18 protein-coding genes, 3 tRNA genes and 1 pseudogene are annotated in these 23,223 nt (G+C 40.9%); 12 read left to right on the forward strand and 10 right to left on the reverse strand.

The features are described from left to right. Positions 1 to 299: 299 nt before the first annotated feature. Together QZ735_RS10900 and QZ735_RS10905 are read left to right on the forward strand one after the other, a co-directional pair. Positions 300 to 668: a hypothetical protein gene (locus tag QZ735_RS10900; RefSeq protein ID WP_027374889.1), complete on the forward strand. Its 369-nt coding sequence runs from the start codon at positions 300 to 302 to the stop codon at positions 666 to 668. Between the two features lie 21 nt (positions 669 to 689). Beyond that, complete coding sequence (locus tag QZ735_RS10905; protein ID WP_294248127.1) at positions 690 to 3,011, forward strand: AAA family ATPase; 2,322 nt, start codon at positions 690 to 692, stop codon at positions 3,009 to 3,011. A gap of 131 nt (positions 3,012 to 3,142) precedes the next feature. Here the strand turns inward: QZ735_RS10905 and QZ735_RS10910 are convergent, their stop codons facing one another. Genes QZ735_RS10910 through QZ735_RS10925 form a run of 4 tightly spaced genes read right to left on the reverse strand, consistent with a single transcriptional unit; the run spans position 3,143 to position 8,115 of the window. Continuing rightward, a complete protein-coding gene (locus QZ735_RS10910) occupies positions 3,143 to 3,628 on the reverse strand; it encodes a Mov34/MPN/PAD-1 family protein (protein WP_294248130.1) in 486 nt (161 codons plus the stop codon). Between the two features lie 2 nt (positions 3,629 to 3,630). Continuing rightward, positions 3,631 to 5,520 (reverse strand): ThiF family adenylyltransferase, encoded by a 1,890-nt coding sequence (locus tag QZ735_RS10915; RefSeq protein WP_294248133.1) that lies wholly within the window; start codon positions 5,518 to 5,520, stop codon positions 3,631 to 3,633. Beyond that, on the reverse strand, positions 5,423 to 6,568 hold the full coding sequence (locus QZ735_RS10920) for a hypothetical protein (RefSeq protein ID WP_294248136.1): 1,146 nt from the start codon (positions 6,566 to 6,568) through the stop codon (positions 5,423 to 5,425). The genes QZ735_RS10915 and QZ735_RS10920 overlap by 98 nt, the downstream gene beginning before the upstream one ends. 20 nt (positions 6,569 to 6,588) lie before the next feature. Beyond that, a complete protein-coding gene (locus QZ735_RS10925) occupies positions 6,589 to 8,115 on the reverse strand; it encodes an SAVED domain-containing protein (RefSeq protein ID WP_294248138.1) in 1,527 nt (508 codons plus the stop codon). Positions 8,116 to 8,511: 396 nt separating this feature from the next. On the opposite strand from QZ735_RS10925, the gene QZ735_RS10930 reads away from it, so the two are divergent. From QZ735_RS10930 to QZ735_RS19535, 3 genes and pseudogenes are all read left to right on the forward strand, one after another. After that, a complete protein-coding gene (locus QZ735_RS10930) occupies positions 8,512 to 8,730 on the forward strand; it encodes a hypothetical protein (RefSeq protein ID WP_294248143.1) in 219 nt (72 codons plus the stop codon). 216 nt (positions 8,731 to 8,946) lie between these two features. Further along, the gene (locus QZ735_RS10935; protein WP_294248145.1) at positions 8,947 to 9,453 is read left to right on the forward strand and encodes a recombinase family protein; all 507 of its coding nucleotides are present in this window, start codon (positions 8,947 to 8,949) and stop codon (positions 9,451 to 9,453) included. Between the two features lie 129 nt (positions 9,454 to 9,582). Beyond that, positions 9,583 to 9,969, forward strand: a pseudogene (locus QZ735_RS19535) (recombinase zinc beta ribbon domain-containing protein); the annotation flags it as partial. Positions 9,970 to 10,510: 541 nt separating this feature from the next. Here QZ735_RS19535 and QZ735_RS10940 read toward each other — a convergent pair. From QZ735_RS10940 to QZ735_RS10950, 3 genes are all read right to left on the reverse strand, one after another. Continuing rightward, positions 10,511 to 10,584: transfer RNA gene (locus QZ735_RS10940), tRNA-Arg, on the reverse strand. 45 nt (positions 10,585 to 10,629) lie between these two features. Continuing rightward, a tRNA-Pro gene (locus tag QZ735_RS10945) sits at positions 10,630 to 10,704 on the reverse strand. A gap of 13 nt (positions 10,705 to 10,717) precedes the next feature. Then, positions 10,718 to 10,804, reverse strand: a tRNA-Ser gene (locus tag QZ735_RS10950). A 136-nt stretch (positions 10,805 to 10,940) separates the two neighbouring features. On the opposite strand from QZ735_RS10950, the gene QZ735_RS10955 reads away from it, so the two are divergent. From QZ735_RS10955 to QZ735_RS10970, 4 genes are all read left to right on the forward strand, one after another. Continuing rightward, positions 10,941 to 11,960, forward strand: a complete 1,020-nt coding sequence (locus QZ735_RS10955; protein ID WP_294248148.1) for an N-acetylmuramoyl-L-alanine amidase — start codon at positions 10,941 to 10,943, stop codon at positions 11,958 to 11,960. A 241-nt stretch (positions 11,961 to 12,201) separates the two neighbouring features. Then, positions 12,202 to 13,602, forward strand: coding sequence for an aspartate ammonia-lyase (gene aspA / locus QZ735_RS10960; RefSeq protein ID WP_294248151.1), 1,401 nt, complete (start codon positions 12,202 to 12,204; stop codon positions 13,600 to 13,602). 80 nt (positions 13,603 to 13,682) lie between these two features. Further along, positions 13,683 to 14,537: a glycosyltransferase family 2 protein gene (locus tag QZ735_RS10965; protein WP_294248154.1), complete on the forward strand. Its 855-nt coding sequence runs from the start codon at positions 13,683 to 13,685 to the stop codon at positions 14,535 to 14,537. A gap of 106 nt (positions 14,538 to 14,643) precedes the next feature. After that, on the forward strand, positions 14,644 to 15,690 hold the full coding sequence (locus tag QZ735_RS10970; protein WP_294248157.1) for a hypothetical protein: 1,047 nt from the start codon (positions 14,644 to 14,646) through the stop codon (positions 15,688 to 15,690). Here QZ735_RS10970 and QZ735_RS10975 read toward each other — a convergent pair. The 3 genes from QZ735_RS10975 to QZ735_RS10985 form a co-directional block, all read right to left on the reverse strand. Continuing rightward, entirely contained in the window at positions 15,683 to 17,161 is a 1,479-nt protein-coding gene (locus QZ735_RS10975) for an oligosaccharide flippase family protein (protein WP_294248162.1), read from the reverse strand. The genes QZ735_RS10970 and QZ735_RS10975 overlap by 8 nt on opposite strands. A 1-nt stretch (position 17,162) precedes the next feature. Continuing rightward, on the reverse strand, positions 17,163 to 17,957 hold the full coding sequence (locus QZ735_RS10980; RefSeq protein WP_294248164.1) for an FkbM family methyltransferase: 795 nt from the start codon (positions 17,955 to 17,957) through the stop codon (positions 17,163 to 17,165). Positions 17,958 to 18,271: 314 nt separating this feature from the next. Beyond that, positions 18,272 to 18,940, reverse strand: coding sequence for a DUF2461 domain-containing protein (locus tag QZ735_RS10985; RefSeq protein WP_294248168.1), 669 nt, complete (start codon positions 18,938 to 18,940; stop codon positions 18,272 to 18,274). 214 nt (positions 18,941 to 19,154) lie between these two features. Here QZ735_RS10985 and QZ735_RS10990 point away from each other — a divergent pair, with 214 nt between their 5' ends. The 3 genes from QZ735_RS10990 (at position 19,155) to QZ735_RS11000 (ending at position 22,801) form a co-directional block, all read left to right on the forward strand. Then, the gene (locus QZ735_RS10990) at positions 19,155 to 20,849 is read left to right on the forward strand and encodes a DEAD/DEAH box helicase (protein ID WP_294248170.1); all 1,695 of its coding nucleotides are present in this window, start codon (positions 19,155 to 19,157) and stop codon (positions 20,847 to 20,849) included. 150 nt (positions 20,850 to 20,999) lie between these two features. Further along, positions 21,000 to 21,638, forward strand: coding sequence for a DUF47 domain-containing protein (locus tag QZ735_RS10995; RefSeq protein ID WP_027379143.1), 639 nt, complete (start codon positions 21,000 to 21,002; stop codon positions 21,636 to 21,638). A gap of 20 nt (positions 21,639 to 21,658) precedes the next feature. Further along, positions 21,659 to 22,801, forward strand: a complete 1,143-nt coding sequence (locus QZ735_RS11000; protein ID WP_294248176.1) for an inorganic phosphate transporter — start codon at positions 21,659 to 21,661, stop codon at positions 22,799 to 22,801. The last annotated feature ends 422 nt before the right edge of the window (positions 22,802 to 23,223 follow it).

Consider the following 23,223-nt stretch of genomic DNA (forward strand, 5'->3'; position numbering starts at 1 on the left):
CCTTCTGACGGCCCTGCGGAATGCTTGTCCATGTATGTATCGCCATTCCATGTTTTCGCGCGCGCAACGACCAGGGGTTTTCTATTATCAGCAAATGAAAGCCTAAAGACCTGCTGGCCATTTACAATATGTTCAGATACAGCAATTTTCAAGCCTTGAATTTCAATTTCAAACATATTTTTTTATTATGAGGTCTGTATAGTCATACTTAAATTTAAGAAAATATTTAGAAAGGTTTTAAATGTGTTTGGTATCCTTCGAAATTTTCATAAATTGCTTTAAAAGCTATATAATCTATTATGAAATTAAAAATCAACCAAGTGGTGGACTTTGGTACATTGGAAAGTGAGCGTGTTGAATTATCGGTTTTGGAAGATACAAATCTGTATTACTTTATCATTTCCGACACAACATATCTTGATGAAGGTAAAATTTCCAACAAAATGAGGCACACTTTCTGGTTCAAGCCCCAGGAAGTAAAAAAAGGTGACGAAGTGGTCCTCTATTCAAAAGTTGGCATTAAAAGATCAACTGATATCAATGGTGGAAAAAACAAAAAATATTTTATCTACTGGGATTTAAAGAGTTCCGTTTGGAATAATTCAGGTGATGCGGCCGTTTTATTTGAGGTAAATACTTGGAGAACTACTAAGGTTGCAGAGAATTAATCTTACTAATAAAATTTGTTAATGTTACCAGTAAACATTTTTGGTCTTAAAAATTTCAGAATTTTTGATGATCAGCAAGGAATTCTTGAAAACTTTTCTGCGATAAATTTATTGACAGGTACGAATAATTCAGGGAAAAGTTCAATAATCAAAGGACTACAGCTGTTAAAAAATAGCGTTAGTGCAAAAGTTTTTCCTTATGAACTCGATCTCACGGAACAGGAACACCTGCTGGGAAATTTAGAAAATGTACTTTACAAAAAAACAAAGAAGAAAATAACAGTTTCACTTCCCTTTAATTTCCTTGGGATAAGGCATGGACTTCTCTCACTTACGTATGTGGTACTGCCAGCTGATCCTTACAAGGCGAAATTAAGGGAGGTGCAGCTTTCTGACGCTCAGGATGGCGATGTTCTCCTTTCTTTTGCTTATAAGAATGCTTCCAAAGCTGACAAAGCCAGAGATCTGAGAAAGTATAAAAAAGATATTGAAGAGTACGAAAAGCTGAAAGCCGATCCAACCTACAAAAAGAGGGATTTTTATATTAAATACGGAATTTTTGGGAAACCCGATGGAGAACCTCCAATAGGTTTTGTTAATTGGCGGATCGATACTGCAAAATTAAAATCCATTTTAAGCGACGGCTTGGAAATTTATGATGTTTATCAAGATAATCAGAACGATAAAGTTTGGTTGGAAAATGCCTTAGAGAAGGAGGGTTTTCGAGTTATTCCGTCTATATTAATGAGCTCATTCAAGCCGGTGGCTGATAGAGGATCATGGGAAAGTTTTCTTAATAAAGGCTTAAAGAAGAAAATACTTCGGGGGTCCTTAAAAGTTTCAGACCGAGACTTTGATCCCCCTGAATTTTTTTATCCACAACTTGAGATTGAGGGTGTTTTTTATTCAAGCTGTCTTGAGATCTTAAGGGACAATCTAAAATGGATTGATGTTGATACTAATAATCAAAGAAACTACAATGTTATTGAGCATGCATTTATACAGACTATGTCTCACTTAGAGCAGCGTCTGTTTTCGGTTAATTACCTTTCTACAGTAAGGGAACAGCATGTAAGAATTTATAATGCATCTTTAAATACTCCTTTCATTAACCTATTAAAGGGCTTCCTTCCATTACAGGGTGATAGAAATTCATTTTTAAATAGATATTTACAAGCTTTTGAGATCGGGAGAAGGATTTATATAGATTTTAAGCAAGATTACCAGTTAATTTTTGTTTCTGTAATTGATTTGAATGGCGAGAAACGCGAGCTTGTGGATTTTGGTTACGGGATAAAGCAGCTCATTTTATTGCTCATTCAGATTTGTGTTCAGGCCGAAAAAAATAAGAGGGAAGTCCAAGATTATGATGGAGATGGTGAATATTGGAGGGAAATTTTTGAGCCTAGCCTGTTATTGATCGAAGAACCGGAGACGAATTTACATCCGAAATGGCAATCCCTGCTTGCAGAAATGTTCTTTGAAGCCAACAAACAATTCAATATACAGCTGGTTATCGAAACTCACAGTGAGTACTTGATTCGTAAGTTTCAAAATTTGGTAGCAGCGCAAAATGCTGTTGACCTTGTTAAAATTTTTTATCTTCGACATTTTAAGAATATTAACGGTGGGAATAAACAGGTTGAAGTTATTGAAATTCAACATGATGGCAGTATACCGTTCCAAGTGTTTGATGGTGGATTCTTCGACGAATCAAATAATTTACAGTTGAGTTTACTCAATATCAGGAGAGATAACTTTGTGTTGGAATTTGAATCGATGAAGACGAATCTGGAGGATAGTGAAGAGAAAATTTCTAGATTGGAGGAAAAGATTGACGAGTTTGACACGAGAATGGATATATCCCGTTATCAAGCAAACTTAGAAGTTTTATTCGATACGTCGAAGCTCGAAACTACAACGGTCAAATATTTAGCATCAGGTCAGTTCTTATTAAATACGATTACATTGTCAAGTGACTTTTCTCCAGTTATACTGCAATATGGCAGAGCTCTTGAAAATGAGTTGAAAAAAGTTTTTTACAGAGTCGATCCTGTTAAAAAATGGATGTTAGGAGGTATGCAATCGTCTTTGGAAAAATTTAAATTCGGTCGGAGTTCTTTAAACCCGGGCTGTTCTTCAACTGAATTTGCGATTCTGGTAACCCAATTGGCAGATATTTTCAATACGCCGAGGGATTTGCTGATTGAAAATATTGATGATCTCAGGGTACGCAGAAATGCCGTAGCGCATGCTGGGCAGTTAAAATCAAAAGTTGATGCTGAGCAATATGTTCTGGATGTAAATGAATTTTTAAGTGAATGGATAAATCAGACTAAATAATAGGTGTATTTTCGATTTCGTTGATGTCGAAAAAACGCAGAAAGTTTCTTCTTGATCTTTGCAAAATTAAAGAATGAAAAAACCATGAAATTCGGGGAAATACAAGTGAAACGGGATCATTTTAATTTACATCAGGGGGTTATTCTTTCTAGCGGATGAAACTCAATTAAATTTTGCCCTTTTAAAGACGCAAAAATACGGTTTATGAAGCTTTTTCCGTCCATTCCGATAATAATCATCAATGGTTCTGGACAATAATATTTATGATCGGTGGATATTTTCTTAATCTGGTTGATATCTTGGAAGCTTGGGTCGGGTAATGCGTAGGGATGATAATGCCATTCTCCGAGGTAATACTGACCTTTTTTCCAGTTGGTGTCTAAGGTTTTTTTTAATCCCTTCGTTCCTCTGAAAAATGTTGTTCTACCATGTTTAGAGTCACTGGGTGGACCGGTGACAGCCGTAATTTTTGCGGACATGTTATTGTCCGTGTATAGTCCGATTAGTATTCCTCCGGTTTCTAAATGTCCGGACTGGGTGCAATACGTTTGTAGTTCAAAAAGTAGATCTTCGGAAAGATGAATTTTTAAATTATTTTCAATATTAGCGTAGACCATCGTTATTCTTCGAATATTTTGATACCTATAAATGTATCGTTGTTGTTATATTGTTTTTGGATGATGGTTAATTTAGCTGTGTCACCATCAAAAATCTGCTTTTCAAAACTTTTCACTGCGGCACCTGCAAGCATTTGTATGTCATCTATTCTAGCAGGGAATAAGGGGTGCCAACAACCGATACCTTCAATTAATTGTTCTTCTCCGCTTACCTTTTTTGCATCCATTTCCAGCCACTTCTTAGATTTTGCATTAAAGTCACTTAAAAAATTTTGTTCTCCCCTGCTAAGGCGACTCATATAGAGGTACAAAGTGTCTGCCATGTAGCCTGTTGATATGGATGTAAACAAACATGTGCAATCCACCAAACTGTCATTGAGAAAAGCAATGACGGAATCTTGACCAGTCGCTTCAATAATAATATCAAAATCTGATAAGGTTAGCTTATTTTGACTGATGGCCTCGTCAAGTGAAGAATTTTCATATGTGCTATGTACAGAAGGGAATATGCTGTTCAGATGATTTGATAATGCTTCGGCTTTCGGAACACCCACAGAGTCTAGAGTCAAAACGTGGCGCGATAAATTTCCTGCTACCACCGTATCAGGATCTATTACTTTAATTTCGTTCATACCAAGTCTCACCAGTGACTGAATGAAAATTGAGCCGACAGATCCTGCACCAATTAGCAATACTTTCATTTCCGACATATTTTTTGTCATTCTACCTCTATTTGTTAATTGTTCCTGACTCCAATTATCTGTTTTGATCCAGTTTATTCTTTTATTAGGCTGTAAGGCCAGTTTAATAAGATGTTTTGATAAGCCGATAGCATTGGGACGGAATCCTTTTATTTTTGGTAATTGTGGATATGTGAACGCAAACCAATGCATTAAATGATGGTCCTGTCCGATCCGCTCTGCCACAGGAAAACCTAAAAAAACAACATTAGGATGTAAGCCTTGTCTCTTTAGATTCTGTGTTTGTCGTACAAAAGTTGATAGCAGATCAATTTTTTGAAGATTTAATATCTCAATTAATTCTCCAAAAGTAGTGGGAATCTGCCACGGGCTAATTACAGGAATATTGTCAAGAAGTAGCCAAATACCGTGCTGATGACCGTTTTGGTTATCTGTAATGTATTTACCCCAATTCGGCTCCAGGCTAAAATTGTCACTTTTGAATTGAAGGACTGGATAAATATCCTTCCTCAATTGCTTGTAAGTGAAAGTTCCATCCTTATAATCACTTTTACACCAGCTGTCAAAAGTAGCCCTGCTTTCGTTAAAGAAAAGCTGGTATTTTTGTCTTGGTGGGAATGCTGGCAATTCAAAGGGATCACCATCTTCAACCAAAGTATTATTGCTGGCGGCGATCAGCCAGCTTTTACATCTATCGATATGCCAATAAAGTCTGGATGTTGCGGATTTCGGTTCAGTAAGATATTGTTTTCTTCCCCAGCTTCCTTGACTCTCGTCGAGACATAATTTACCGCTGGACCATGGTCGATCTTTAACGATATGATTAAAATCCTGATGTTGAAAAGTGGTTGTAATGCCATCTTTGCAGTCAGGCACCACCAAAATATTGCCTGCGGGATATTTATGGTCAACTAAAACATGCCAAACGGTTTCGTTTGGCACTAGGTCTTGGTCTGAGCTTTCAATGGATATCTTAAAGGTCATTTTCCACTTTTTTACAAAGTGGTTCCAGACCAAGTCCTCCAGCATTTGATAACCTTTAATATCCTCCAGTCGTCTACGAGCAGCTTTTAATATTTCGGTAGGCTCCAAATTATGCAAATCTACCTGGTCCAGCATCTGTATTCTCTTTTCTTGTTGTAAACCCAGCTGAGCCAGAGGATAGCGTATTTTTAGTGTCATCTCCGTCATAAGATGGAAATTTATCACCAAAGAATTCTCTCCACTTTTCTACTTGCTCCTTTAAAGTTTCAGCCTCCAATGCCTCCTTCGCCAAAGCTGCATATTCTTCCACAGAATCATAAAATGAAATAAAATCATCATTGGAAACTCTTTTCCACACATTGTGTTCTGGTACACCTCGGTCAGGTAGGACAGGAGTAGTCCCCCACAATCTCTCTGAACTGTAGGTGTCAACTATTCCCTGCAGTGTCTTGTAAACACCTTCGGCAACAGAAGTGACACCGTCCGGACAGCAATCACCGATCATGTGTTCAATTGGATAACCTTTTGGATATTTTAGGTCAGTTAGCTTCAGCGTCCTCCACCATTTTAATGCTTTAACAATATTTACAAAATGCTTGTTTGTATTTTTATTCTTGTCTCTAGTCCAACGGATCTGCTCTAGTGGATGAGTTTGGTCCCAGGAATCAGCTTCACTGTCCGGAATCCATAAAGGCTCCATTTTCCACTCCGCTTGGTTTTTTACAGATTCTGCCAAAAAAATAAAAGATTTCATAGGATCAGGATCGCTCCATCCTTTTGTCAGGCGCCATTCATAATCGTTGGTAAAATCTTCAAGCATTAGACTTGAGGTCACACTGCTTGATTTTAGAAGTTCTCTATCTGATTCAGACGGAGCAGAAGTTATTACAATATCCAGATCGACGTAAGATAGTTCAATTCCAATTGATCGACCTTGAATTTCATACTTTCCCTTATAATGTTTTTCTACGAATGGGATAAATTTTTCAATGGCCTGCTGAGGTGTAATTTCATTTCGGTCCAGGTTGGTGACTACTATCACATCAACATCTGCGCGTTTACCATTTAAAGGTCGGACAGCTGTAGACCTTCTGTAACTACCCTGTAGGAATGTTGAAATAATGATGTCCTTAAGTTCATCATCTGTATTAAGACGGTCACGTAATGTTTTATGTCCTCTTTTTAAATCCTCTTTTTGAGAAGATGTGAGTCTAATATTTGACAAAAAGTCATTGAAATACGAATTGATTTTCATGTAGGTTTAATATTAAGTTATTATATTTCCAAAATGGCATGATACCCACCATTTCGTTGTTGTTCAAAGTCAAACTCATATAGCACCACTTTTCCAAGTAAGCTGATCTTCTGGCCAAGATAGAAAGCAAGGGCATTTGGTGCGGCAATAAATACATGAACTTTCCCCATCACTGAGCATTTACGTTTCACCGTTTTAACTGTATTTATTAGTTCTTCGAGTGCTGAAACTGCGTGATTGGCATTGATTAATGAGGTAGCTCCAATTTTTGGCAGTATGGTTGCGTGGACAATTGCTTTGACGTGGGCGAGATTTTCTTCGACAAATGCATTTACATCTTCGATTATGTTATGTGTCACGTTAATTGACAAGACCGTTTCGTCACCGTGTTCATTGAGCTGTTCCTCTGTGATTGTCCAAAAAGGTGCAGTCTGTGCTGATGTGGTTTCTGTATCGGCTTTCCATAACTTCTTACCATTAAATGTTTTTTGTACAAGTGTAATTTCTGGAACGCCATATTTAGGATTGAGCTGAGATCCTAATAAGGTTGCTAGGGATAGGTGCGTATCTAGATGTAATAGGACAGGTTTTTTATTTTCAATTATTTTCTCTGCAGTGGCCTTTATTTGTTCGTTAATGAATTCCATTCCAGCATATTCTTCCAAAATAAATCTACTCGAAAAGCAGTGAAGAAAACAGCTGATTTGATCAACTTCATTATGCAAATTTTCTGCACCTTTTCTAAAGCTACGCACCCCTACCTTAAAATAGTTTTCCTCATCAGTAGCCTTCCCAATATAAAGTTCCTCAGCTTTTAAAATGTCGAATAGCTCATCTTTAGTAAAGATATTTTTGCCTGATGCGTGCAATTTTTGAATAAGGTCATTATATTTGCTGGAGTGTTGATCTGCAGGTATAGGTTTCAAACCCGAAAGTAAAAGATTAGAATTTAGTTGATCCTTTACATGGCGTTCATCCCCAAAACTGTGCATTATTCTTAACGGTGCCAGTATTTCCCGCAATTCATCATCGCTATGAATTTCAAGATGAGCCTTCCAAGCTTCCCTTATTTTACCATTTGTGGATTTCGGTCCTTTTTTAAAAAGATTATCAAGTCGAATACCTCCATTATTACCAAGTAATAGTCGTAGATTATCACTGTGGTCCAAGCCCCAGGTATTTACGATATTGTACCGTTTAGAAGCAAAATTAGTTGGATCACTTTTATAATTGTTATGTAATCTCTGTAAAATTGATTCTGTCTTATTTCCAATAAATTCCGGGTCCATTAGCGCGTCGCAAGTAAATCCTCTTTTGTGGTCAACATGGAATTTTACTTGGTAGTAGTCTTCTGTCACGTCATACCCTGATTCTTTGGCTGCTGGCTCATAATATACCACAACGTCGTCGAATCCAAAGGTAGAATCCATTTCCCATGCAACTTTTTTGATGCAAGTATGTGGAAGATTTAATCCACAGGCTTTTAGCCAAAAAAATTTTGATTGGAAGTCGTCACCGCTCTGTCTTGCAATTACACTGGTTGCCATATGTTTATAATTTGTAATTTGTAGATCACAGTAATTATGCCCTAAGTTTTTTAACGACAAATTGTCCCATTTATACAAAAATCCTTGTCCTTACATTTGGAATTTTACCTAATTTGAGCCTTCATCCATCCAATCCTTAAGGCCAATATGTCAGTTAAAAAACAATGCCTTAGAGAGTCGAGAAAAATATCCATCTACTTAATAATTATCAGCTGTTATTTGAATATGCTTTTATACACTAAAATAGGTAAATGTATTTAAAAGCATTTACGGTTTTCCGTAATGAAATGAAAGCAAATATTCATAGGAAATTGTAGGAAAAGTTAGTCACTTTATTTCCATTCTTGATCTGTTGGGAATATTTTAAGATAGCTTTACCTTAAGGTTTCAGCTAATATGAAAAAATATGGAACTTCCAAAGCAAGCAAAAAATTCAACCTTGAGATGTTGAAGCAATCCGCTTTTATTGAGCTGGAAGAAATTTCCCTAGACGAGTTTATGGAGGCTGTCCGCAAAACCGGTAAAAAAGTTAGCGAAGAAGAAGCTGTCGAAATGCTCGATTTTTTACATATGCTAACAAGGGTCACCATTAAACAGTACTTCTCTCCGGAATAATCTATTTTTTGTAATTTTGTAATGACCTTCGTGGTGATAAAATATTATCATTCAGCTTATTAGTTTAACCGAGATAACCGAGATTATAAATAATGTTCAATGAGAAAGAGTTATTTGGGACAGCTGATTTACATTTCAGATTTCCGTCCTATGAAGACGAGGACAGCAGTCCAGTCATGTTAATTCCTAAAATTATTCAAAGTTAAATGTATTAGTATGAAAAAGAACTATGGCAGCAAAATAGCCGATTTGTATATTCGTGTATCTACAGATGAACAGGCTGACAAAGGTTATTCACAAAGAGACCAAGCAGAGCGGCTAAAGGGATATTGTGCAAAGTACGGTATTGCAGTTCAGAATGTAATATTTGAGGATCATTCCGCTAAAAATTTTGAACGACCTGAATGGACCGCTTATCTGAAAAATTTGAAGAAAAGAAGTAAGAAAGATCGGGAGCCACAGTTAATCCTATTTACTAAATGGGATCGGTTTAGTAGAAATGCTGGGGATGCATATCATATGATCAGTGTTTTGGAGAGCTTACAAGTAGAGCCTCAAGCAATAGAACAGCCGTTAGACCTTAAAATCCCGGAGAACAAGATCGTACTGGCGATATATCTCTCAACGCCGGAAGTTGAAAATGATAGGAGGGCTCTGAATGTATTTTATGGAATGAGGAGGGCACGAAAAGAAGGCCGGATTATGGGCACACCGCCGTACTGATATATAAACAGATCTACAGAGGATGGAAGGAAATATATAGGTGTTTTACATCCCGAGGCTGATAATATTATATGGGCATTTGAAGAAATAGCGAAAGGCGAACTGCCGTCTGAGCACATACGCGTGCTGATGAATAAAAGGCAGGGTAAAAATTTGACCAGAAATGCCTTCATGGTTGCTATCCGAAATCCTGTATACACCGGAAAAGTTTTTATTGCGGAATTTGAGAATGAACCTGCACATTACGTTAAAGGGAAACATGTACCCTTAATTAGCGAAGAGCTATTTAAGAAGGTTCAGCGGGTCCTGGAGGGGAAAAGCAGAAAGAGTAGGACTGAGGTCGGAGAGAGCAAGGTTTTGAGCAATGAAAGTTTTCCTTTGCGCGGGATTTTAATCTGCCCTCGCTGCGGTAACACATTGACTGCAAGTACCTCAAAAGGTAACACCAAATTTTATAGTTATTATCATTGTAATTCTAAATGTGGATTCAGACATAATTCTGATGATTTAAACAAAAAGTTTGTAGATGACTTAAGAAAATATGAGATATTACCTGAATATAAGGACCTGCTAAAAGTAGCTCTTTTAAGGAATTACAAAAAATATTGTGGTAATGTAGATGACGAAAGAAAATCAGTGATGGCAGAAATTGAGAAAGTCAACCAGAAGTTAACTAAGGCAAGAGATCTGTTTTTAACTGATAGATTGGACGAGGATGATTACACTGAGGTCAAAAAAGAATGTAAACAGAAACTTGAAGAACTCGAAGAAAATCTGAAAGGACTTGTTAAAGCAGGTAAAGATCAAGATATCCCAGGCAAACTGTCTTTAGCATTAGATGGTATATCCAATTTAGCGCAGAGATATGTCGGAGGTAGTTTAAATGATAGAAGGAAGATTGCGAGTTCAATTTACTACCAAAAACTGGAGTTTGACGGCAAGACTTTTCGAACTCCTAAATCGAATGCTTTTCTTAATCTTATTAAGCTGAGTAAGAGCGGATTAGAAGGTCAAAAAAAAAGTCATCAGAATTTAGAAAATCCTGATGACCATAGAGTGAGCGCGAAAGGATTCGAACCTTTGACCGTCTGCTTAGAAGGCAGATGCTCTATCCAGCTGAGCTACGCACCCATTGTAAGGTCGATTCCGCTTAATAAATAAGCGCGTTGAAAAAAGTCGGGGCGGCAGGATTCGAACCTGCGACCTCCTGGTCCCAAACCAGGCGCGATGACCGGACTACGCTACGCCCCGAGTAAACAGTTTGCGGAGAGTAAGGGATTCGAACCCTTGGTACCGTTTCCAGTACGCATGTTTAGCAAACATGTCCTTTCGGCCTCTCAGGCAACTCTCCAATAATAACGCTTTTTGAAAGATCGTTGTTCCGTTATTGCGAGTGCAAATATAGAATAGATTTCTTTATTTACCAAATATTTTTCAGGAAAAATTTCCGTATTTTTGAGGTAATAAACGACACAAAAAATAAGCACATGCGTAAAACATTATATATCATCGGATTAAGCACACTCGTCTATTCGTGTGGATCTACGCCGAAATCGAACAAAAAACAATACATTCCGAGAACTCCCTCGGTACAGCCGAAAACCGCGGTAAAGACAACCCCTGAAAAACCGAAGGTAAGTACCGAGCACGGTGTTGACTTTTACAATGTCAATATAGCGGATATTACTAAAAATGACAATACGGCAAGTTACGGTTCCATCGTTTCTGCAAAGCCTGCAGGGTATAAAGTCGTGAAGACTTATTTCCCTGCCATTGCCCAGAATTTCAGGCAGCGGTACCTTATTCTTCATTATACGGCATTGCCGGATGATAAGTCGGTTACAGTGCTTACCCAGCAGGCGGTGAGTGCGCATTACCTGGTAAACAATACCGGAGATAATGAAATCTATCAGCTGGTGGATGAGAACAAAAGAGCTTACCATGCAGGGATCAGTGCCTGGAGAAATGATAAAAACCTTAACGATAATTCGATAGGGATTGAGATCGTGAATACGGGGTATGTAACCGATGCTTCCGGGAAGAAGAATTTTTTTCCTTTTGACGAAGCACAGATCAGGAAAGTCGCTGCCCTGGTGAAGGATATTGTAACCCGCTATCAGATTCCGGCAACCAATGTACTTGCGCATTCGGATATTGCCCCGACCCGGAAACAGGATCCCGGGCCATTATTTCCCTGGAAAAAGCTGTATGATGAGTACCTGGTCGGTATGTGGTATGAAGAACCGATCAAACAGGGATATTATGACCTGGCCGTATCTACCGATTTCCAGGCTAAATACATTGATCCGGCATTTATCATGACGGTGCAGACACAGCTGCAGAAATTCGGATATGCCTTGGACCTGAGCGGAAAATGGGATGATGCTACGAAAAAGACCATTGAAGCGTTCCAGTACCACTTCCGTCCCCAGAATTACGATGGAGTGATGGATGCGGAAACGTATGCTATCCTTCAGGCATTAATCCAGAAATATCCGGTGAAATAGTATAACAATGTAACAGTGTAATAATATAACGATTTAACAATGCAACGATGTAACAATGTGTTGGTTTGATGATGTATCTATTTGATAATCTATCAATGTGGTAATGTAAGGGATGAAAATCCGGCGGCTATCGTTTTTATTGTTATATTCGTATACTGCTGCATTGATACATTGGTATTCCGGTACATTTATACATTGATACATTGATAAACCGGTACACGGTTATATTACTCAATAAATTATGGAAAATTTCAGAAAAGAAAGTGATCTGCTGGGGATATTGGAAGTTCCCGTAAATGCTTATTATGGCGTACAGACCCAGAGAGCAATCAACAATTTTAAAATATCAGGCCAGCTTTTATCCGGTTATCCTCAGTTTATCAGGGGATTGGCCTTCGTGAAAAAAGCCGCTGCAAAAACCAATTATGAACTGGGTCTCCTGGAGGAAAAAATGTATTACAGCATTGCCGAAGTCTGTGATGAACTCATCAACGGCGAGCTGCACGAACAGTTTCCGGTAGACATGATTCAGGGTGGCGCAGGGACTTCCATTAACATGAATGCCAATGAAGTGATTGCCAACAGGGTACTGGAAAAATTAGGCAAGAACAAAGGGCAGTATGAATTCTGTTCACCGAATGACCATGTCAATCTTTCCCAGTCTACGAACGATGCTTATCCTACAGCCATTAAAATGGGACTGCTGCAGATGAATGCGATCCTGGCCGAAAAGCTGGAAAAGACTGTGGAAGCTTTCCGCGCCAAGGGAAGAGAATTTCAGGATGTCATCAAGATGGGAAGGACGCAGCTTCAGGATGCAGTTCCGATGACGCTGGGCCAGGAATTTGAAGCCTTTGCCGCTACGCTGGAAGAAGACATTTCCAAGCTGAATAACAACGCCGGCCTTTTTGTAGAAGTGAATATGGGAGCTACGGCCATCGGAACGGGTCTCAATGCTCCTGTCGGCTATGCTGCGCTCTGTGCCAAAAACCTGGCGGAGATTTCAGGTTTCCCGGTTGTTTCTGCACCGGATCTGGTAGAGGCAACTCCGGATACCGGGTCTTATGTCATCTATTCCTCTGCTATGAAACGTCTTGCCGTAAAGCTGTCAAAGATCTGTAATGACCTGAGGCTTCTTTCTTCCGGGCCGCGGGCCGGGCTTTTTGAGATCAATCTTCCGCCGATGCAGCCCGGTTCTTCCATAATGCCGGGAAAAGTAAATCCCGTGATTCCGGAAGTGGTAAACCAGGTATGCTTTAAGGTTTTCGGAAACGATCTTACGGTTACCTTTGCTGCTGAAGCCGGGCAGCTGCAGCTGAACGTGATGGAGCCGGTACTTTCCCATGCCATTATGGAAAACATCCATTTCCTCTGCAATGCACTGGACACCCTGCGTGAAAAATGTGTGGCCGGAATTACCGCAAACCGCGAAGTCTGCCTGAACATGGTAAAGCATAGCATCGGAATCGTAACGGCCCTGAACCCTTACATCGGATACAAGCATTCCACCGAGATTGCGAAAGAATCCCTGGAAACCGGAGTAAGCGTTTATAACCTGGTGCTGGAAAAAGGAATCCTGTCCCAGGAAAAGCTGGATGAGATCCTGGATCCCAGAAACATGCTGAAGCCGCACAATAAATAAGATAAACAATAAGTGATCATTGATGAATACCCTGAAATCTTCAGCAGCTTCAATGATCACTTTCAATACCAATTATTTCCTTGAAATTTTTAATCATCATTCCTGCCCATAACGAGGAAAATAACCTGCCGTTTACCCTTGATTCCCTGATGAGTCAAAGTTATGCTGACTTTAAAATTGTGGTAGTTAACGATGGTTCAACAGACGGCACTCCTGACGTCATCAGGAAGTATACGGATAAGGATCCGAGATTTGCTTCCGTTCATCTTGAAAAATCGGCACACCAGCCGGGCTCAAAGGTGGTCAGTGCCTTTAAAAACGGATTACAGGCCCGGAATATCGATGATTTTGAAGTGATCTGTAAATTTGATGCCGACATCATCCTGCCTGAAAATTATCTTGAGACCGTACACAATGCATTCAGAAACAATCCGGAATACGGACTGGTCGGCGGACTTCTGTACGTGGAAAAAAACGGCGACTGGGTATATGAAGGAAATTCCAATAAACACCATGTCCGCGGCCCTGTAAAAGCATACCGGAAAGAAAGTTTCCTGCAGATGAAGGGAATCCGCGAAACACTGGGCTGGGATAATATAGATGCTGTCTTACTGGAAAATCTGGGCTGGAAAGAGGTCGTGCTTCCTGAGCTGCATGTCCGGCTCATCAAGATAAAAGGCGCGGATTACACGATACGGCCGGCGGAATATTACGGGAGATATTTCTATTTCCTGGGCCTGAACAGATGGCTGTCATACATTGCTGCTGCAAAGGAAGCGTTTAAAGCAAAATCAGTATCCTTTTTTTTCAGCATGGTAAAATCATACGAAAGCTGCCGTACCCAAAAGCTTGAATTGAAAATTTCAGTAGATGAGCAGAAGGTTATCAACCGCCACCGCTGGAACCTGCTGAAGAAAAAATGGCTGAGGATATAACCAAATGAACCGGATAAGGTCTTATGGGTTATAATACCCATAGAAAAAGGACGTTAGCCCGTCTGCATCAGAATATAGTTAATGGCTTTAGCCAAATATGCCGACTGTGAAAAGAATAGCCTACATCGAGATCGATACCCATGCGGAAATAGCCCAGGCTTTCCTGGAAATCATGAAAGGTTCTGCCTCTTTTTCGGTGGATTATTATTTTTCGGAAAAAATTAAAAGCCAGGTCGATGATCATGGCGAACCCGTCTTCTCATCAGATAGTTCCGTAATCCTGGAGCAGCTGAAGGATAAAAAATATGACCTTGTCGTCATCGGTACGGTGCACCGGTTTTTCAATACCTTTCAGGCTATTGTCGCCCGGCATCATGCTGCGGTCATCGTCCACAACTTGAATTTTATCAAAGCTTCCGGAGCAGGGCTGGTAAGAAGCATCTTCAAGAAAGACCGGATGTACAGGATGAAACTCCTGTGGAAAGAGGGGTTGCTGGGAGCGCCGGAAGTATACCGGGGTGCTGAAAATTTGCTGGTGCTGGATGAAGCACTGGTTTCAGAGAAGTTCAGGTTCCTGCCGCTTTTCTTTACCCAACCAGGCATTGTGCCGGAAAATAAGAGCGTGACGGTTGTAATCCCCGGAGGCGTTTCCCAGCAGAGAAGGGATTACCGGCATATTTTTACCGTTATCCGGATGCTGAAGCCGGAGAAACCGTATCATTTTATATTCCTGGGCAAAGCACAAGGAAATGAACTCAGGGAGCTTGAAACATTATCACAGGAATTGCCTCACCACATCAGGATCACTTATTTTTCCAAACGGGTTTCTTCCGGAGAATTCACAGCCCGGATGCAGGAAGCCGATGTCCTCTGGTGTCCCATTCAGGAAAAGACGGAATTTTTCAGCCGGCAGGAAATCTACGGCAAAACCAAAATGACGGGAAACCTGGGGGATGCCATAAAGTTCGGGAAATGGGCCGTCTTCCCTGCAAATTATCAATCCGGATTAGATTTTATCGTCCTGGAACAGAAAGATATCATCAGCCAGTTTGAAAGGCTTAAAGACACGCCGTATGACTTTCAGAAACAGTATGGCAAACCAGCGGTTCAGGCAAAGCTTGAAAGGCTGCTGGAAGAACTGACGGCTATTTGAATTTAAAAATACTTCGGATAAAATTGCGGTTCAGGTAATTTTCGATCGGAAATACTTTGGTGAAATGATTTCCGACGAAGATCAGGATCAGCACGACAGCCGGCTTGTAAACCAGATTAATGAAATTATTGCCGAAATCGGGCAGTACAATGGCTACGGTAACCGCCAGGGTACAGATAATCGATACGAAGATCATTTCAATCGTTAGCGGGGAGACTTTAAATACAAAATAATTGAATACTACTTTTACCACATTATAGGTGATCAGCGAAATCGCTGTTGCCAGGGCAATCCCGATCAGCTGCAGATCGGTATTCTTAATGAAATAAAGGTTCAGGCTTATCGTCAGCCCGGCCAGCAGGAGCATCACCAGGATATTGAAGCGGTAATATTTTGAGAGTGAAATAATGTTTCCGTTAAATCCTGTAGCCAGGTCGATCAGTACGGCGGAACCCCAGATCCAGATCACAGGTTCGTACATTCTGAGCAGGGTTCCGTTCTGCGGCATAAACCGCGTAAGGTAAGGGAAGCCCACCATAATGCAGGAAAAAAGCACCGCACCCAGGAAATACAGGGACAGTGATGTTTTTTTATGGAACCGGTCCAGTTCCAGCATATCGCCGTCAGCCAGGGTCTTACTGATGATCGGAGCGGAAATATTGAACAGCCCAAGCTGCGGGATTGAGATCAGCGAAATCAAAGCATACAGTACCGAATAGATGCCGTTTTCTTCCATTCCCATGTATTCACCGATCATAAAGCTGTTGATGGCCAGGTAGTTCCCGAAAGTCCCGAGGAAGCCGAAGAAGCTGTAATTCATGAATTCTTTCCAGAAGTTGTCCTGCTTAAAATAAGCAGTACTGAAATCCAGCCTGATTTTCTCAAGCCTGTTGGTATAGTAGATATACCCGAACAGCATCAGCGCGAAGATCCCGAAGAAAAAGGCAAGCGCCGTCTGCTCCGAAAGGGAAAAATAAAAGAAAAGACAGAAGGATCCCAGATTGGCGATCTTAGGGAACAGATTGTCGAAAATATTAGAAACAGCAATCCTTTTATAATTGGAAATGTATTTGTTGAAAATTGCACAGAATGAAAGCAGCAGGATCAGGGGAAGGATAATTTCCTTGATCTTCCAGGCTTTCGTATTCCTGAACCCCGGAAAAATATGCGGGATAAGAAAAAATACAAGCAGGAACACCACGAAGTTGATGAAAACCGTAAGCAGGGAAAGCGAAAGCATGTTCTGCCGTTTGCCGTCTTGATCTACCTGATGGAAAAACTTTACATTGGAATAGGAAATCCCGAAAACCACAAAAGGAACCAGCATTTCAGCGGTCGGCATGATGTACCGTAATGTTCCGTAGAATTCAAAATCATTCGGGAAAATAAAAATTGCGGAGATGGTGCCCAGCAGAAAACCGATATAGCCAATAATGGAATATTTAAATCCCTGTCTTGCTACTACACTCATTTTATTGGCTTTTAGGAATGAAAATAATATTGTTGATGTATTCGGTTTTATTTTTTTCGTCGGCGGTATTTGTCAGCAGGATTTCTTCCGTGAGCCGCTCGAGGCTGAAGGTATCCCTGTTGAGGTAATGCGCATGGTAGTCCCAGGATTCCACTTCGGAAATTTCTTTCCAGACCGGGGTCTCATGGTGGCGCTGTTCCATTTCCACCATCAGAACGGGGGTAAAGCGGCGGATGATCTCACGGGCACCGTTCAGGGTCTTCATTTCATTGCCTTCCACATCAATCTTGATAAAATCCAGGCGGTGGAAATGCTCAATGGCAGCCCAGTCATCAAGCCGGATTACTTTTACCTGTTCGGTATAGCTTTTTTCTTCCCCTTTTTCCTTATAATCAATATTCAGGGTTCCCCTTGAGGCAATCATTTTTCCCTTGATCACCGGAACCTTGAATTCTGCCGTGGTATTTTCATCAGAAAGGGCAAGCGGGAGCACCCTCATGTCCGGGAAAAGCCTTTTCAGACGCCTGTACAGTTTTTTATTGGGTTCAAAGGCATAGATATGCTCATGGTCCAGGCGGTCTTCCAGCTGGTACAGGAAAGTGCCTACATTGGCACCGATATCCAGGATCACCGCTTTTTTCGGTAAGAATTCCCTGATCCAGACCAGCTCCGGTTCTACATTCCTTGCAGAAAAATTTTCTTTGGTAAGGTGATGGAGGTTTTTAAAAAATCTCTTTTTATAAAAATCCGGACTGATATACTGCAGTTTTTCGGCAATTCTTTGATACAGGGACATGGATAAGCATTTGGGAAAAGGCAAATATACGTAAAAATGTTAAATTCCTGTTAAAACAATACTGAATTAATCGTCTGATAATCAGTTGGGTTGATTTTATTATATTCGGAATGGATCGCCATTTGTCCGGGGCCTGATGAAAATCAGGATAAATGACCCGGAATTTAAACCAGGCGAATATTTTCAGGGATCCAAACGCATTTTCTGTTTTATATGGTAGAATAATGCGGAACGGTATTTCTGTAACTGTTGTGATGACCATTATCGCGACGGGTAAAGATTAACCGGATGATGAAGATGAAAAGCATCCGGTGCTATACCGACAGCGGTGCGTTCAGGAAATCGTTCAGCGGTTTCATCAGGCTGAATACGGATGTCAGCTTTTTTACCGCATTTTTGTCGGTCAGTTCTTTATCCTTTATATCGTAAACAGCAATAAAGCTTTTCAGTTTCAGATAGTCGGCCATCGGGTCATCTTTTTCAAAGCCCTGCGGAACATTTTTCAGCTTGTCGTCCTGATCGAGTTGGGGGAAATGTTTCTTGAAATCCTTCTGATGGATAACAGCCAGGAATTCTTCTCCGTACAACGAAATTTCTTTCCGCAGTTCTTTCAGGACAGCCGGTTCCGGCATGTAGATTCCGCCGGCAATAAATGATTTTCCGGGCTCCAGATGAAGGTAATAACCTCCCTTCCGGCTTCCTTTTCCCATTCCCAGGGATGCTCCGAAATTGGTCTTGTACGGGGTCTTGTCCTTGGAAAATCTGGTGTCCCGGTAGATACGGAAAAGCGATTTCCTGGCATCGATCTTTGCCAGATCTGCGTCAAATCCTGCCATCTCTTTTATCAGGTCTTCAATAAAGGCTACCATATGTTGCTGGGCGTTGGTGTACAGATGTTTATTTTCAGTAAACCATTCACGGTTGTTGTTTTCACTCAGCAGACGGAGGAAATCAAAAATATCAGGGGAAACAGAGGCCGGCATATACAGATGTTTAGTTCAAATATAGGCAAAATCTGTATTGCAAAGAACGGCGGGTGAAAAATTAATATTAAAATAAAAACAAAAAAAAAGCCCTTTTAATGCGGAAATTATAAAAGGATAAGGGGATTCAAATACTAAATTATCATATATGTAACAGTAGTTCAGGCATAATTCAAATAATAATTGTATCTTTGCAGAAATTTTATAATATTTAATGAATTTATTTACGGAAACCAATTTAAGTCCTGATATTCTTAAGGCAATTGGCGAACTGGGTTACGAAAGCCCGACAGAAATCCAAAAACAGACGATCCCTTTCATTCTTTCAGATATTCGCGACTTGATCGCACTTGCGCAGACGGGGACAGGCAAAACAGCAGCATTTTCGCTTCCGATTTTGGATATGATTGACGATACGAGTCGCAAAATCCAGCTATTGGTGCTTTGTCCGACACGGGAATTATGTCTTCAGATTACGAAAGACATCAAAAACTACTCCAAATACATGAAAGACATCAAGACGACAGCCGTCTATGGTGGAAGCAGTATTATGGACCAAATGAGATCACTTAAGGACAAACCGCAGATTATCGTGGGAACTCCGGGCAGGGTGATTGACCTGATCAACAGGAAAGCCCTTGACTTTTCTGCTATCCACTGGCTGGTTCTGGACGAGGCCGATGAGATGCTTTCCATGGGATTCAAGGACGAGCTGGAAACCATCCTGAGCGAAACTCCTGAAACCAAGCAGACTTTCCTGTTCTCTGCCACCATGAGCAAAGAAGTGGAAAGGATTTCCAAGAATTATCTAACGAAGCCGCACAGGATTTCGGTAGGTTCCATTAACGAAGTTAAGAAGAACATCAAACATGAGTACTATGTAACCGGGTACCGTCAGAAAAAAGAAGCTTTAAAGCGTCTGATCGACTCTAACCCGAACCAGTATTCCATCATATTCTGCAGAACAAGAATGGAGACCCAGGAGGTTGCCGACTTCCTGATGCAGAACGGATATGCCGCTGATGCACTTCATGGAGATCTTTCCCAGGCACAGCGTGATACGGTGATGAAGAAATTCAGGCTGAAGAATATCGATATCCTTGTAGCTACAGATGTGGCGGCAAGAGGACTTGATGTGAACTCCCTGACCCACGTAATCCATTACTCTTTACCGGATGATCCTGAAGTATTCGTTCACCGAAGCGGAAGAACGGGAAGAGCAGGGAAAGACGGGATCTCCATCTCTCTCATCAAACCGGAAGAAAGCCGGAAGCTGAAGCAGATCAAATCGGTGACCAAAATTGAGATCAACGAAGGAAAAGTACCTACCGGCGAAGACATCATCAAAGCACAGGTAGCAGGCGTTTTCGAAAGCCTTTTCGAAATCCATGAAGATTTCTTTGAATTCGATGATTCCCTGATCCCGGATTTATCTGCATTCACCAAAGAAGAGCTTGCCCACAAATTGCTTCAGTTCCAGTTGAAAGACCTGGCGCTGTATTACAAAGACAGGCATGACATGATGGAGCAGAAGCTGAGCAGCAGGGATGACGACAGAGGCTCCAGAAGAGACCGCGACAGAGGAAGAGACCGCGACAGAAGCGAACGCAGTGACCGCGGCGAAAGAAGGGAACGCGGAGGAAAACCGAGAAAGAAAAATGAAGATATGGTAAGATTCTTCTTTAACCTGGGGAAAAAGGACCAGCTGAAAAAGCTTGATGTTTTGGACATCATCAATAAAGCGACATCCAACGGGAAAAGCAAAAAAAGAGCAGAAATCGGCGATATCGAAATTTTAGAGAAATTTTCCTTCTTCGAGATAGAAAAATCATTCAAAGGAGACCTGTTGAGCAACATTACCTCAATGAAATTCAGAGGGAAAGAGATGAGGGCTGAAGAAGCTAACTAATCTTATAATCAATACAATAGACCGGCTTTTGAGCCGGTTTTTTTGTGTCCGCAAACAGGGTGTCTTCAATGTTAACAAAACTTAATGTTATATGTTTCCGGGTAAGGGGCTTTTTTAGGAAATTTGCACACGAATTATAAATACTTAAAAATGGGAATTGGTAATATTTTCCACGCTTTTCAACCCAAAGATAAAATCTTCTTTGTTCTATTTGAAAAAGTAACTGAAAACCTGGTGGCAATGTCTGAAGACTTCAATCATGGAATCAAGGACTTCGATCTTAATGATGACTCCATGCTGAAGAAGATGAGCGACTATGAGCATAAAAATGATGAACTGACCCATGAGATCTTCGTTGAGCTGGGGAAAAACTTCATCACGCCTTTCGACAGGGAAGATATCCATACACTGGCTACAGGACTGGATGATATTGCCGATTATATCTACGCTTCCACAAAATATATCTTCCTGTACAAATCACCGGAAATGAAGGCTTACTCAGACTTCTCCCTCCTGATCCACAAAGCCTGCCTGGAAATCCAGAATGCCATGAAGAACCTGAAGGGTTTCAAAAACATGGAGCAGGTAAAGGAAGCGTGCATCAAAGTAAACTCTATTGAAAATATTGCAGACGACCTGCTTTCCAACTCCATGGTGGAACTTTTCGAAACCAACGATGCCATCAACATCATCAAAGTTTCATCTGTACTTAATTATCTTGAGGTAGTAACCGACAAAGCGGAAGATGTTGCCAACACGATTGAGAACATCATGATCAAATACGCTTAATTCATAATTATAATTAAACGATGGAATTTCCTATTTTACTTATAGTTATAATCGGGCTCGCATTGATTTTCGATTATATCAACGGGTTTCATGATGCGGCCAACTCAATTGCAACTATTGTCTCCACAAAAGTACTTACTCCGTTCCAGGCCGTTCTTTGGGCTGCCCTCTGGAACTTTGCCGCGTTTTTTATTGCGGCTTATATCATCGGCGAATTTAAGATCGGTAATACCATTGCCAAAACCGTGAACGAAAACTTCATTACCCTTGAAGTCATCTTCTCCGGGCTGGTGGCTGCTATTGCCTGGAACCTCCTTACCTGGTGGTTCGGGATCCCTTCGTCGTCGTCCCACACCCTGATCGGAGGATTCCTGGGAGCGGCACTGATGCATGCCTTTATGATGGACTATCATGAGGTGGCAGCAGCCCAGCCGGGGCTGGGATTATGGGAAACCCTTAAGGAAGCAGCCAGCCAGGTGACCCAGCAGAGTGTGGTGAAATTTGACAAGGTAATCCCTATTTTCCTGTTTATTTTCATGGCGCCGATCATCGGGATGATCATCTCCATTATCATTACGCTGATCATCGTTTACCTGTATAAAAAATCCAATCCGCATAAAGCCGACAAGTCCTTTAAAAGGATGCAGCTGGCTTCTTCAGCACTGTTCAGCTTGGGGCATGGTCTGAATGATGCCCAGAAAGTAATGGGAATCATCGGGGCAGCAGTAATATACTATCATGTCAATATGCTTCAGGATGCTGAATACCTGAAGATCCCTTCCGCCGGACGCTTTGATTATTTCGCCCAGCATTACATCTGGGTTCCGCTGGTCTCTTTCATCGCTATCGCATTGGGAACCATGAGCGGCGGATGGAAAATCATCAAAACCATGGGAACGAAGATCACCAAGGTGACTTCCCTCGAAGGGGTAAGTGCCGAGACAGCAGGTGCCATTACCCTGTTCATTACGGATCACTTCGGGATTCCTGTTTCCACAACCCACACCATTACCGGTTCCATTATCGGGGTAGGGCTCACCAAGAGGGTTTCTGCCGTACGATGGGGGATTACCGTAAGCCTTCTTTGGGCATGGGTACTGACCATCCCGATTTCAGCAATCGTAGCAGGGATTACGTACCTTGCCGTGACGTACCTGACATAATAAAATACAAATTTTAAATATCATGAAAGCCTTGTCTTCCGGGACAGGGCTTTTTGTTTTGATAAAATGGCAATCCCATATGAAAAAGGGAGATTCTATCCATGCGCATAGATCTTCAGGGATATGCAGATAAGCTGATGGTTCTGGTAGTTTTAATAGAATAATAATTAATTGTTATGGCATTATAAGCCTGTTTCCCATTGGTTAATTTTTGTTATTTTTTTTCATCAGGTGATGAAATAATTCAGTTTTCTTTTTTATATTTGCAGCGTTAACGGCCTGTCAGAGCGGATTTGACTAATGTGTGTTCCGGATTATATATAAGCGGAGCGGATGAGCAGGTACCCCGGTTAGCTTTTTGTTTTTCCACCATTTCGGCAAAAGTTGATATGCTCTTAACCAGAGATACACACTTTAATACA

The sequence above is a fragment of the uncultured Chryseobacterium sp. genome, assembly GCF_913776365.1.
GTDB lineage: Bacteria > Bacteroidota > Bacteroidia > Flavobacteriales > Weeksellaceae > Chryseobacterium.